Below are 12,948 nucleotides of genomic sequence, written 5' to 3' on the forward strand. Positions count from 1 at the left end.
GTCGCGGGTGCGGGTGTCGTGGCGGAATCGAGATGGCGACACCGGTGCGGGACGCCAACCCACCGGGGCAGGACCACGTCTACTTACGGGTGGGGACGCACGCCGCGTTCCTGTCCGGTATGCGAGCCCGGCTGTCCAGCCCTGCCTACCCCGCGCTGGCGGGGCTGACGGCCCGCTCCGGCGACGACTTCGCGGTCGCGTTGCTCGACGCCTCGGCGTACCTGGCCGACCTGCTGGCGTTCTACACCGAGCGGTTCACCGGCGAGGGCTACCTGCGCACGGCGGCAGGTGAGCGCTCGCTGCGCCTGCTCGGCCGGCTGGTCGGCCACGTCCCGAGGCCGGGCGTGTCGGCGAGCACCCACCTGGCGTACACCGTGGACGAGGATCCGGCGCGCGGCCCGGCCACCGAGGTGACGATCCCCCGAGGGGCGCGCGGGCAGAGCGTGCCGGGGCAGGGCGAGGAGCCGGTGCCGTTCGAGACCGGCGAGGACCTGGTGGCCCGGCAGGCGTGGAACGACCTCGCGGTGCGGCGCCGGCGGCCCTACCAGCTCTCTCTGGCCGGGTTGGGGGAGCGGCGGGAGGTGCGGCTCGACGGCACCGCGAACAACGTCAAGCCCGGTGACCGGCTGCTGTTCGTCTTCGGCGCCGAGCGGGGCCGCCAGCGGCTGGTGGTCGTGCCGCGGGTGCGGATCGACGCCGAGGCCGGGGTCACGGTGGCCGGGCTGCCCGAGGCCGCGCCGGCCGGGTTCGCCGTCCTGGTCGAGCGGTTCCGCGCCGTGGTGCGGGAACTGCGCGGCGACCCGGTCCACGACCGCAGCCGCATCGTCCGCCGGTACGCCGAGGGAGTGCTCGGCCCGCTCGACCACGACCTTCCCGCCACCAGGGACGGCGGCGCGGCGCGGGACCCGGACGGTCCGGTGACGACGCCCGCCGAGTTCGCGGCGCGGCTCGACGAGGCGGTCCAGCGGCTGGACGAGACGGCCGAGCTGGCCCGGCCGTACGCGAACGTGTACCGCAGGCTGTCCGAGCTGCGGGCGGCCCTGTCCGACCTGCGCGCCCAGGTCGCCCGCCTGGAGTCCCCGGACCGGCGCTCGCCGTCCACGGCCCTGTCGCCGGGGGACCACGACGCCACGCCGCGGGACGCACGCGGTCGGGATGGGCAGGGGCGTCGCGGGCCCGGGTCGCTCTACGCGGACCTGCGGCTGGACCGGGAGGCCGGTGGCCGGACGCCGCCCGCGTTCGCGGGGCTGGGGGCGTTGCTCGGCGCGCTGCGGCTGCCGCCGTCGCGGACGCCCGACAACCCCCGGGACCTGGACCGCGACCCGGCCGCCCTCTACGGCCCCGGTTCGGATCTCGGGGCGCGGCTGCTCGGGCTGCTGGACGCCCGGCTGCGCGACACCCTGTACCCGGCCTGGCGCGGCGTCGATCTCACCGTGCCGCGCCGGTTGCGGGACCTCCAGGCGATGCGCGTCACGGCGACCCCGTTCGGCGCGACGGCCCCGCTCAAGCCGGACCACGACGCGGCGGGCCGCCCGATCGGCCAGGTGGACTGGCCGCTGCTCGGCAACCAGGTCCTGGACGTCAACGTGCTGTTCGAGGGCGACACCCCGCAGCGTGCCGTGCTGAACTGGAGCGACGCCGGGCAGACCTCCCGCAGCGAGCAGCGGCTGGAGACGGGCGTGCCCGCGTTCGACTTCGGCCCGGGCAGCGTGGTCATCGACGTGCGGACGCCCGGGCCGCCGGGCGAGCGGGGCGTCCTGTTCACCTTCCGGCCCAACCTGCCCGCGCGCACGGTGTTCGTCTCGCGTGTCGCCGACGGCGTCGTCCACCTGCGGGTCGGCGAGCCCGCCCAGGACTTCCGGCTGGCCGAGGGCGAGACCGTCCGCGTCCCGCACGGAGGGCTGCAGGTGACGATCCGGCGGCTCGCCGCCACCGCGACCACGCCCGCCTCCGTGGCCGTCTCGTTCGAGGCGTCGCTGGCGCTGAGCGCGCGCAACGTGCTGGCGCTGGACGCGCAGTACGAGGGCATCGCACCGGGAAGCTGGGCCGTGATCCAGCGCCCGCGCAAGGGCCAGGAGGGCGGGGTGCCCGGCGATCCCGCGCTGAACGAGGTGATCACGCGGGTGCGCGGGGTGCGGGTGGTGTCCAAGGCGGACTTCGGGATCACCGGCAAGGTCACCGAGCTGACCTTGGAGGCCGACTGGCTCGACACGCAGGACACGCTGCTGTCGCACATCAGGGACGCCACCGTGTACGTCAGGGGGCAGTCGCTGGACCTGGCCGCCGAGCCGATCACCGGCGACGTGGCCGGCCGCGTGATCGAGCTGGCGACCCTGTACGAGGGGCTGGCCCCGGGGCGCGGGCTCGTGGTGACGGGCGAGCGCACCGACGTGCCCGGCGCCTCGGGCGTCGCCGGCACCGAGCTGACCATGATCGCCGGGGTGACGCAGTCCGTGGACCCCGACCTGCCAGGCGACCACGTGCACACGATCATCACGCTGGCCGCCCCGCTCGCGTACGCCTACCGCCGCGACTCCGTGCACCTGTACGCCAACGTCGCGGCGGCCACCCACGGCGCCACCAAGGACGAGCCGATCGGCAGCGGCGACGCGGGCAAGGCCGGCCAGACGTTCACCCTGTTCTCCGGCCCGCTCACCTGGCTCGCCGACGACACGCCGCGCGGCGCGGCGAGCACCCTGGAGGTCCGCGTGGACGGGGTGCTCTGGCGGGAGGCCGACGGCCTCGCCGGGCGCGGGCCGCAGGAGAAGGTCTACGTCACCGGCCTGGACGACGACGGGCGGACCACCGTGACGTTCGGCGACGGCGTCCACGGCGCCAGGCTGCCCACGGGGAGCCAGAACGTGCGGGCCGCCTACCGCGTCGGACTCGGCCGCGCGGGGAACGTCGCCGCGGGCCGGATCACCCAGCTCACCACCCGGCCGCTGTGGGTGTCCGCGGTGACCAACCCGGTGCCCGCGACCGGTGGCGCCGACCGGGACGGGCCGGAGCACACCCGGCGGGCGATCCCGCTCGCCGTCACCGCGCTCGACCGGCTCGTCTCGGTGCCCGACTACGAGGACTTCGCGCGGGCCAGGGCGGGGATCGGGCGGGCGAGCGCGCGCAGGCTCTCCGACGGCGCCCGCGAGGTCGTCCACGTGACCGTGGCGGGCATGGACGACGCGCCCTTGTCCCCGGACTCGGGCGTCGTGCGCGCGCTGCGCTCCTCCCTGGCCGAGTACGGCTCGCCGCAGCTCCCCGTCGAGGTCGCGGTCAGGGAACTCGTGCTGCTGGTGGTCGCGGCCAAGGTCCGCGTCGCGCCCGGGCACACGTGGCGGCTGGTCGAGCCCGCCGTGCGCGCCGCGCTGCTCGACCGGCTCGGCTTCGCCCGCCGCGAACCGGCCCGGCCCGCTTACCTGTCCGAGGCCGTCGCGGTGGTCCACGCCGTGCCCGGCGTGGACCACGTGGACGTGGACGTGTTCGCCGGGGTGCCCGGCGGCATCACCCCGGCCGGCCTGGACGGCCTTGCCGCCACGCTCACCGTCGCCAACCCGGTCGTGCCCGCGCGGCCGGCCAGGTTCGAGCGCACCCGGTACACGGTCGTGCCCCCGGGCGCGGCCGGCGAGACGCTGATCGCCGTCGCCGCGAAGAACGGCGTCACCGTGGCCGAGCTGCTCCGGCTGAACCCCGACATCGCCGACGCCGCGCCGCTGCCCGCCGGACGGCAGGTGCTGGTGTTCCAGGGGATCCGCCCGGCGCAGCTCGCCGTCCTGTCCCCGGAGAGCCCGGACACGTTGATACTCAAGGAGATCCGCCGATGACGGGCACAGGGCCGAACCCCGACCGCCTGTACGAGCTGCTGCCGGTCTACCACCGCCGCCGCGACGCCGAGGCGGGCGGGCCGCTGCGCGCGCTGCTCGCCGTGGTCGCCGAGCAGATCGAGCTGGTCCAGGCCGGCGTCGAGCGGATGTACGAGAACTGGTTCATCGAGACCTGCGAGGACTGGGCGGTGCCCTACCTCGGCGACCTGGTCGGCCACCGGCTCCCCGCCGGGTACGCCGAGGCGCTCGCGGCGGGCGAGGCCGCGCGCGGGCTCGCGGCCCGCCTGGCCCCGCGCCGCGCGGTCGCCGGCACGGTGGCCGACCGGCGGCGCAAGGGCACGCTCCCGCTGCTGGAGGAGCTGGCCATGTCGGCGGCAGGCTGGCCGGCCCGCGCGGTGGAGTTCTCGCCCCTGACCGCGGGCACCGTTCCCGTACGGCTGTGGAACGCCTCTCCCGCGGGCCGCGCCCCGCACGCCCTCGGGTTCGTCGACCTGCGCGAAGGCGCGCGGCTGGACCTCCTCGGGTCGCCGTTCGACGACCTGGCGCACACCGTGGCGGCGCCCCGGATCACGGCCGCGCGCAGGCAGGGCAGGCACGCGCCGCCGCAGGTCGGCCTGTTCGTCTGGCGGCTCAAGCCGTACTCGATCACCCGGGCGCCCGCGTACTGCATCGACAAGGCGCGCAACCTGTACACCTTCTCGATCCTCGGCGACGACGTGCCCCTGGTGGCCAAGCCGGTGCCCGAGCCGTCCCCCGCGCACCTCGCGGCCGAGGAGAACGTGCCCGCGTTCATCCGGCGCCGCGCCCTGCGCGACCGGCTCGCCGACTTCTACGGCCCCGGCAAGAGCTTCGCCGTCTGGCGGGACGACGACCCCGAGCCGCTGCCCCCGGACGCCCTCGTGGTCGCCGACCTCGCCCGCTGGGCCTACCGTCCCCGGCGCGGACAGGTGCTGGTCGACCCGGTGCGCGGCCGTATCGCCTTCCACTCCGGGGAGGCGCCGAAGCGCGGGGTGTGGGTGAGCTACCACTACGCGTCCGGCGACGACCTGGGTGGCGGCGAGTACCCCCGGACCCGCGTCACCCCGCCCGAGGCGAAGGTGTATCGGGTCGGGCCGGGCGGGTTCGCGGGGATCAACGAGGCCTACACCGCCTGGAAGCGGGACAACGTCGAAGGCGGGCGGCCCGAGGCCGTCATCGAGATCGTGGGGAGCGGCGCCCACCAGGAGCGGCTGGAGTTCGCGCTCGACCCCGGCGACCGGCTCGAACTGCGGGCGGCCCCGGGCGCGCGGCCCGTGCTGCGCATGCTCGACTGGCACGGCAACCGCCCCGACTCCCTGCAGGTCACCGCGAACCCGCGCGAGGACGGCGACGACCGGCCGCCGCCCCGCGTCGTCCTGGACGGGCTGCTCGTCACCGGGCGGGGGGTGACGGTGAGCGGCCCGGTCGGAGCCCTGGTGGTCCGGCACAGCACGCTCGTGCCCGGCTGGTCGCTGGAATCCGGCTGCGGGCCCGCCCACCCGGAGGAGCCGAGCCTGATCCTGGAGAACACGACGGCCTGCGTGCAGATCGAGCGCAGCGTCGTCGGCACGATCCTGGTGATCGCCGACGAGGCGCGCGCCGACCCGCTGCCCATCCACCTCGCCGACAGCGTCCTGGACGCGACCGCACCCGGGCTCGCGGCCCTGTCCGCGCCCGACTGCCGCCACGCGAACGCCGTCCTGCACGCGCGCCGCAGCACGGTGATCGGCGAGGTCCACGCGCACGCCGTGCGGGTCGCCGAGAACACCCTTTTCGACGGGCGGGTGAGCGTCGCGCGGCGGGCGATCGGCTGCCTGCGGTTCTGCCACGTGCCGCCCGGCTCCCGTACGCCGCGGCGCTACCACTGCGAGCCCGACCGCACCTGGGCGGCGCTGCGGGAGGCCGCGGAGCGCGGCGACGTCGACCCGGCCGACCTGCCCGCGCTGCGCGCCGTCGAGGCGCAGCGTGTCCGGCCCCGCTTCACCGCCCGCCGCTACGGCGCGCCCGGCTACGTCCAGCTCGCCGCCGACGTGGCGGACGAGATCGCCCGGGGCGCCGAGGACGGCTCCGAGATGGGCGTCTGGCACGACCTGTACCAGCCGCAGCGCGCGGACGGCCTGCGCGCCCGGCTCCAGGAGTTCTCCCCGGCCGGGTTCGACGCCGGAATCCTCTACGCCACCTGACCGCACGTGACATCCGTCCGAGGAGGACATCGATGAAGGGCGACTTCACCCGGCAGACGTTCCGGGCCGACCGGCACTACTCCGCGGTCCTGTACCAACAGGGCCGGGTGCAGCTTGACGCCGACGCCAACGAGCAGGCGGCGATCCGGCTCGCGCTCGCCCGGCGCACGGCCGAGGACCTCATCGGGCCGCACGGCGGTCCCGGTACGGGGTTCGAGGTCCGCTACGTCCCCCGCGAGCAGCACAAGAACCCGGCGAACCTCACCATCACCCCCGGCCGCTACTACGTGAACGGCGTACTCGTCGACTCCACCCGGCCTCCCGCCGAGCACGCCGTCGGGGCACCGGCTCCCGCGACGGCCGCGCGTGACGTGGGGGGAACCGGTGGGCGGGGGACGGGGCCGGGCGGGGCCGAGCCGCCGGCGGGCGGGGACGCGTGGACGTACTGGGACCAGCCCTTCGCCTACCTCGACCAGGAGAGGGACGGCGACCACCTGCCGGACGAGTTCCCGTTCCTGGTCTGCCTCGCGGTGTCCGAGCGCCTGGTCACGGTCGTCGAGGACCCGTCCATCGGCGAGCCCGCGCTCGGCGCGCCGTCCCCGGACACCGCCGCGCGGGCGCAGGTCGTCTGGCAGGTGCTGCCGCTGCGGCTGGACGCCACGGAGGACCCGGAGAAGGCGTTCGACGCGTGGGTCGCCGGGCGCGCCGCCGCCCGCGGCCGGCTCGCGGCCCGCACGGAGAGACCGGAGCGGGTCGAGGACGACCCGTGCGTCCTCTCCCCGGACGCCGCCTACCGAGGGCCGGAGAACCAGCTCTACCGGGTGGAGATCCACCGGGGCGGCGGCGCGGGCGTCGCCACCTTCAAGTGGTCCCGCGACAACGGGTCGGTGATCTTCCCGATCGTGTCGCTGGACGGCGCGTGGGTGACGGTCGGCTCGCTCGGCAGGGACGAGAAGCTGGGGCTGCGCCCAGGCGACCTGGTGGAGGTCGTGGACGACGCCCACGCCGCCAGGCGCGAGGCGGCGGCGCTGCCGCGCGTCGAGGAGACCGACCCCGCGACCAGAAGGGCCCGGCTCTCCGAGGCGCCGCCGCCGGGCCCCGGCCACCGGCTCGACCTGCACCCCCTGCTCCGGCGCTGGGACCACCGCGGCGTCCCCGCCGCCCCCGTGTCCCCGGACATCGTTTCCACCGGGACGTCTTCCGGCGGACGGCTGGACGGTGGGGCCGTGAAGATCGTGGAGGGGCGGTGGCTGGACCTGGAGGACGGTGTCCAGGTGTGGTTCGAGCCCGGCGGCGAGTACGCGACCGGCGACTACTGGCAGATCCCCGCCCGCTGCCTCACCGCCGGCGTCGAATGGCCGCGCGACGCCGCCGGCCGCCCCGTCCTGTCCCCACCGCACGGCGTCCCCCGCCACTACGCCCCCCTGGCCTGGGTCCGCGGCGCCACCGACGTCCGATCGCTGCGCAGGACCTTCCGGCCCCTGGCCGTGCCGCCCTCCGCCTGACCGGCCGCCGCGCCCGGCTCTCAAGCGGGCTACCGGCGCGTCGCCGCTGGGTATGCCTCAGGCGGGGCGAAGGGAGAGGCGTGTGGCCGTGCGGGCGGTCGGAGCGGAGGCGGCCGGGCGGGTGACGACCGTCGTGGTCAGCCGTGACCGTGCCCTGGCGCTGACGCGGTCGCTGCCGCGCCACGACGGCCGGGTCGTCCTGGTCGACAACGGCTCCCGCGACGGCACCGCCGAGCTGGTACGGCGCCGGTTCCCGCACGTCGAGGTGGTCGAGCTGGACGAGAACCGGGGGGCGACCGCGCGCAACCTCGGCGTCCACCTGGCGCGCACGCCGTACGTGGCCTTCGCCGACGACGACTCCTGGTGGGCCCCCGGCGCGCTCGCCCGAGCGGCCGAGATCTTCGACGCGCACCCCCGGCTGGGGCTGCTCGCGGCCCGCGTGCTGGTCGGGCCGGGCGAGCGGCCCGACCCGGTGTGCGCGCTGATGGCCGCCTCCCCGCTGCCTGCGGAGCCGGGCATGCCAGGTCCCGGGGTGCTCGGCTTCCTGGCCTGCGGGGCCGTGGTGCGCAGGGAGGCGTTCCTGGCGTGCGGCGGGTTCGACGACGTCGTCTTCTTCTTCGGCGAGGAGGAACGCCTCGCGGCCGACATGGCGGCGGCCGGGTGGTGGCTCGCCTACGTCGACGACGTCGTGGCCCACCACCACCCCTCGCCTTCGCGCGACCCGGCGGCCCGGCGCGCCCTCGCCGCGCGCAACGCGGTCCTGACCGCCGTCCTGCGCCGCCCGTGGCGGGTCGTGGCCCGCAGAACGCTGGCGGCGGTTCTCGGCGATCCCGCCGCCCGCCGCGGCCTCCTGGCCGTGCCGCCCCGCCTGGGCCGGGCGCTGGCCTGCCGCCGGCGCCTGCCCGCGCCCATCGAGGAGGCGCTGCGGACGCTGGAGGGGCTCTGAGCGGTCGCGCCGGCCGGCATTCGCGGTATTTATCTGGGTGTTCTTCGTGTTCGGCGCTTTGCTGGTCTACGCCCGTTTCCATAAGCGCAGGACGAAGGGCTTTTCCCAGGTGGAGGCGTTTTCGCGGCTGGCCGGATATAGGGAAGCGGCGGTAGAAGTTGACGGGTGAAGCGGCTCATTGCAGACTGATGCCAAGTAGTACAGGAGGGGAGTATCCCTTCGCGGCGGCGTCGTCATCACGGTCATGCTTTCGGGACACCCTGGTAGTTCCCGAAGGACGCATCCCCGGCGCCGTCGGTCCGCGTTCAATCGACGCGGGCGGGAGAGACCTGCTGCCATGTTTCCGGGACGAACGTCCCTCCGAGAACAACTGCATGGGATTTCGGTCCCGTCTGAGAACCCGGCCAGGGCAGGGAACTCAGCTTCACCAGTGGGTGTCTACTGGTCGAGCTGAGCCCTGCGTGCCTGCTCGATCGGAGCAGGGACAAGAGGTATGGGTCATGGTTTTCTCGCTCCTCGCCGTCTGGCTGCTGGCCGCCGCGGTGCCCGCCACGACGCTCATGATCGTGGCGATCGTCGCCCTCCGCGGAACGGAACCGGACCAGCGGCCGGAGATATTGCGCGCGCTGGCCATACTCGCGCGGGCGAACCACCGGCATCTCCCTTTTCTCGGCGGGAAACAGGACGCCGCCCCATCGATTCGCGGATCCTCGGCGAAATGACGTGTTCCGGGAAGGCGCCGCGAGGAACCTGTTCCCGCCCGGTGGTCACGGGACGGGGGACCGGTGGGCGGTGATGAAGTCCATGTCGAGGGTTACGCCCAGGCCAGGGGTGTCGGGGACGGGGATCGTGCCGTCGGCGCAGAGGCGGAGGGGGGCGGCGGCCACGCCGCGGCTCAGGGTGCTCTGGGCGACGTTGAACTCGACCCAGTGCGCCTCGGGCAGCGTGGACAGGTAGTGGAGGCTGTAGGCGTGCAGCAGGTCGGTGAGCCACGAGTGGGTGACGATCTCGCGGCCCGCCGCGGCGGCCTCCGGGGCGAGGGCCGTCGCGACGGTGAGGCCGCCGCACCGGGACAGGTCCGGCTGCAGGACGTCCACCCGGCCCTCCTGGACGAGGCGGCGGAAGTCCCACAAGGTGGCCTGCTGTTCGCCCGCGGCGGCGCGCAGCCAGGGGAACTCCCGCTTGGCCTCGGCGTACGCCTCCGGGCACTCGGGGTGGGCGAAGTCCTCCACCCAGTACGGGTCCGCCTCGCGCAGCGTCGCGAGCATCGCCCGCGTCTGCGCCGCCGTCCGCGTCCGGGGACGGCCGGCGTCCTCCACGTACCAGCCGGGGTCCACCATCAGCGTCCGGCCGGGGCCGAGGGCGGCGCGGATCGCGGCCAGGTTCTCGCGGTCGCGCCCGTGGTCCACGCCGAAGCCGCCCCAGCCGAACTTCACCCCGCGAAAGCCCAGCCCGGCGTACCGGGCGGCGGCGGAGGCGTTGGCGTCGGGCGTGGCGCGGAACAGCGTCGAGGCGTAGGCGGGGAGCCGGTCGCGGCGGCGCACGCCCAGCAGGCCGGACAGGGGAACGCCCTCGGCTTGGGCGCGGATCGACCACAGGCAGTTGTCCACGGCCGAGACGCAGTGCATGGTCACCCCGCGGCGGCCGTAGTACGCCGTGGCGATGTACAGCTCGTCCCAGATGCCGCGGATGTCGAGCGGGTCGCGCCCGACGAGCTGCTCGCCGATCGTGCGGAACCCCAGTGCGCCCATGCCGTGCCCGCTCAGCACGCGCGCGGCCACCGGGCCGAGCGTCTCGATGTCGGCCCACCCCTCGATCCCCTCGTCGGTGGCGACCCGGACGAGCAGCAGCCAGTCGCCCTGGTCGGTCGCCTCCTCGCGGTCGTCGCGGGCGCCGTACCGCTCGTCGCCGCGCAGCAGGATCGGCGTGACCTCGGTGATCCTCACAGGCCGGCCTCCTCGCAGGTGAGCGGGCCGGGCAGGCTCGTGGGCCAGGGGACGCGCCGCTCCGCCAGGCACGGCCGGAACGCCTCGGCGTACTCCACCATCAGCCGGCCGCCCTGCCGCCGGTCCTCGGCGGCCATCTCGTCGGCGTAGTCGTGCCCGCGCATCCGCCGCATGACGTCCATCTGGCTGCGGTGCAGCCGGATCAGCCGGGTCTTCTCCGCGTGATGGTCGGCCGAGAGCTGCACGAAATGGGTGGCCTCGAACCCGTACCCTTCGCCGGGATGCGTGTGGAAGATGCCCGGCACCCGCTCCAGCGCGGGCACGTCCGGGCGGATCGAGGCGATGGTCGTGAACAGGGCCGCGTCGGTCACCGCCTTCGCCGTCACCACGTGGTCGTCGTTGTAGTCGCTCGTCCAGTGCGTGAAGACCAGGTCGGCGCGCAGCTCGCGCAACGTGGTGATCAGGTCGTGGCGCAGCGCCGCGTCGTCGGCGAGGAAGCCGTCCTCGCGGCCCAGGCAGCGGTACGACGCGCCGAGGCTCGCCGCGACCGACCGTATCTCGCGGTCCCGTATCTCCGTCGCGGCGTCGTACCCCACCGCGGTGTCGAAGGCCAACCCCTTGTCCCCGAGGGTCACGCAGACCAGGGCGAGCGCGTGCCCGGCCTCGCGCAGCCGGAGCAGCGTGCCGGCGCAGCGCATCTCGTCGTCCTGGTGGGCGAAGACGCATACGACGTTCATGGGAGCTCGCCTCCGGGAAGCCGGGCCAGGGACGCGGCCAGGCCGCCGTCGACCTTGAGGAACGCGCCGGAGACGTAGGCGGCCTCCGGCGAGGACAGGTACGCCACGGCGCCGGCCACGTCGGCGGGGGTGCCGAACCGTCCCATGGGCAGCGATCCCGCGACGCGGTCCAGGTGGGCCGGGTCGTACAGGACCTCCTCACCGCGGGTGCGTATCCACCCGGGGACGACGGCGTTGACGCGGATGCCGCGGTCCGCCCACTCGTGCGCCAGCGTGCGCACCACCTGGGCGAGGGCGCCCTGCGCGGCGTTGTACCCCAGGCACCCCGCGAAGGGACGGTCGGCGTGCAGCGACCCGATCACGGTCAGCGCCGAGCCGGGGCCGAGGCAGCCGGTCACCAGCAGCTCGGTGAACAGTCCGTACGCGGCGAGCGGCCCGGCGGCGAGGCTTCGCTCGACGCTGGCCCTGCCGAGGGACTCGGCGGGCGCGTGCTCCTCGTGGGCCACCGCGTGGACGACCGCCGTGGCGCGGCCGAGCGGACGGACGGCCTCGGCCACGGCCGCGCCGAAGCCGGGGCCGGTGGCGTCGGCGGTCAGCGCCACCGCCCGCCCGCCCCGCGCGGTCAGGTCGCGGACGGTGCCGCGCGCCCGCGCCGCTTCCAGGTCGACGCAGACCACCACGTCGGCGGAGGCCGCCAGCCGCGCCGCGCAGGCCCCGCCGATGTCCCCGCCCGCCCCGGTGACGACGGCGACCCGGCCGTCCATCGTGCTAGTCACCGTGTCCCCCTCTGTGCTGTTCGCTGCCCTGGTCGCCGTGCCGGTCGTCGTCCACCGCCTCGCGCAGCAGCGCCATGCGGCGCTCGACCTCGGCCACGGTCTCGTCGTCCAGCACGTCCGAGACCGGGCCGCGCATCGCCGCCGACCGCAGCACCCCCTGCTTGACCAGCAGATGCTTCTCGACGGCGACGAAGCTGTCCAGGCTGTGCTGCAGGGACACCATGAGCGCGAGCGGCCCGGCGATGCGGTACGCCCGCGCGTGGTCGCCCGCCCGCAGCGCCCGCCACAGCGCGGCCAGCGCCCACACCAGGTCGCCCGCGGGCATCGTGCCCACGGCCCCCCTGCGGAAGCCGTCGATCAGATACAGGCCGCCCGTGCCCTCGAACACCTGGGCCCGGCCTCCGGTGGCCGCCATCAGCTCGGTCATGCGCGGCCCGACCGGCGGCGCCTCCGGCTTGTACATCACCCGGTCGCCGAGTTCCCGATGCAGGCGCCGCTGCAGGTCGATGGACAGCGGCGTGCCGACGTACCCGCTGGCGTCCTGGACGATCAGCGGCACGCTCACCGTGCCGGCGATGGCCATGAAGTACCGCATCAGCTCGTCGTCGGTGGCCCGGACCAGGCCCGGCGGGGTGGCCATCACCGCGTCGGCGCCCATCTCGGCGGCGTGCGCGGCGTGGCGGACCGCCACCGTCGTCGACTCGGCCCCGACGCTCACCACCGAGGCGCCGCGCCCCCGCGTCAGCTTGCACGTCAGCGTCACCATCTCGTCCCGCTCCTCGGAGGACAGCCGCAGGACCTCGCTGACCATGGCGAACACGACGCCGTCCGCGCCGTTGGCGAAAAGCCAGTCGAACTGGGTCTCAAGCTGCGCGGGGTCGACGCGCCCGTCCTCGGTGAAAGGGGTCTGGAACACCGCGAGCACGCCGGCGACCGGCGCGGCGGGATGCGGCGTGGGTGGAGTGAACTCGGGCTGCACGTCTTCCCCTGTCTGGAACGGGCCGTGATGGCCGGGTTGT

General features: G+C 75.1%; 9 protein-coding genes. 5 read left to right on the plus strand and 4 right to left on the minus strand.

Features of this window, described 5'->3' with window-relative positions; all coding sequences use genetic code 11:
• Positions 1-32 precede the first annotated feature (32 nt).
• From BJ982_RS10535 to BJ982_RS10555, 5 genes are all read left to right on the plus strand, one after another.
• Entirely contained in the window at positions 33-3,818 is a 3,786-nt protein-coding gene (locus BJ982_RS10535; RefSeq protein ID WP_184878925.1) for a putative baseplate assembly protein, read from the plus strand.
• Positions 3,815-6,019: a hypothetical protein gene (locus BJ982_RS10540; RefSeq protein WP_184878928.1), complete on the plus strand. Its 2,205-nt coding sequence runs from the start codon at positions 3,815-3,817 to the stop codon at positions 6,017-6,019. The genes BJ982_RS10535 and BJ982_RS10540 overlap by 4 nt, the downstream gene beginning before the upstream one ends.
• Before the next feature lie 32 nt (positions 6,020-6,051).
• On the plus strand, positions 6,052-7,524 hold the full coding sequence (locus BJ982_RS10545; RefSeq protein ID WP_184878931.1) for a DUF6519 domain-containing protein: 1,473 nt from the start codon (positions 6,052-6,054) through the stop codon (positions 7,522-7,524).
• A 52-nt stretch (positions 7,525-7,576) separates the two neighbouring features.
• Positions 7,577-8,470: a glycosyltransferase family 2 protein gene (locus BJ982_RS10550; RefSeq protein ID WP_184878934.1), complete on the plus strand. Its 894-nt coding sequence runs from the start codon at positions 7,577-7,579 to the stop codon at positions 8,468-8,470.
• A 500-nt stretch (positions 8,471-8,970) separates the two neighbouring features.
• Positions 8,971-9,192: a hypothetical protein gene (locus BJ982_RS10555; protein ID WP_184878937.1), complete on the plus strand. Its 222-nt coding sequence runs from the start codon at positions 8,971-8,973 to the stop codon at positions 9,190-9,192.
• Between the two features lie 45 nt (positions 9,193-9,237).
• Here BJ982_RS10555 and BJ982_RS10560 read toward each other — a convergent pair whose 3' ends face one another.
• The 4 genes from BJ982_RS10560 to BJ982_RS10575 are packed head-to-tail and all read right to left on the minus strand — an operon-like array spanning position 9,238 to position 12,908.
• On the minus strand, positions 9,238-10,416 hold the full coding sequence (locus BJ982_RS10560; protein WP_184878939.1) for a mandelate racemase/muconate lactonizing enzyme family protein: 1,179 nt from the start codon (positions 10,414-10,416) through the stop codon (positions 9,238-9,240).
• Positions 10,413-11,153 (minus strand): PIG-L deacetylase family protein, encoded by a 741-nt coding sequence (locus tag BJ982_RS10565; RefSeq protein WP_184878941.1) that lies wholly within the window; start codon positions 11,151-11,153, stop codon positions 10,413-10,415. The genes BJ982_RS10560 and BJ982_RS10565 overlap by 4 nt, the downstream gene beginning before the upstream one ends.
• Positions 11,150-11,929, minus strand: a complete 780-nt coding sequence (locus tag BJ982_RS10570) for an SDR family NAD(P)-dependent oxidoreductase (RefSeq protein ID WP_184878944.1) — start codon at positions 11,927-11,929, stop codon at positions 11,150-11,152. Before BJ982_RS10570 ends, BJ982_RS10565 begins: the two co-directional genes overlap by 4 nt.
• On the minus strand, positions 11,922-12,908 hold the full coding sequence (locus BJ982_RS10575; protein WP_184878945.1) for a dihydrodipicolinate synthase family protein: 987 nt from the start codon (positions 12,906-12,908) through the stop codon (positions 11,922-11,924). Before BJ982_RS10575 ends, BJ982_RS10570 begins: the two co-directional genes overlap by 8 nt.
• Between the last annotated feature and the right edge of the window lie 40 nt (positions 12,909-12,948).

Origin of the sequence: Sphaerisporangium siamense (assembly GCF_014205275.1) — a bacterium.
Taxonomy (GTDB): Bacteria; Actinomycetota; Actinomycetes; order Streptosporangiales; family Streptosporangiaceae; genus Sphaerisporangium; species Sphaerisporangium siamense.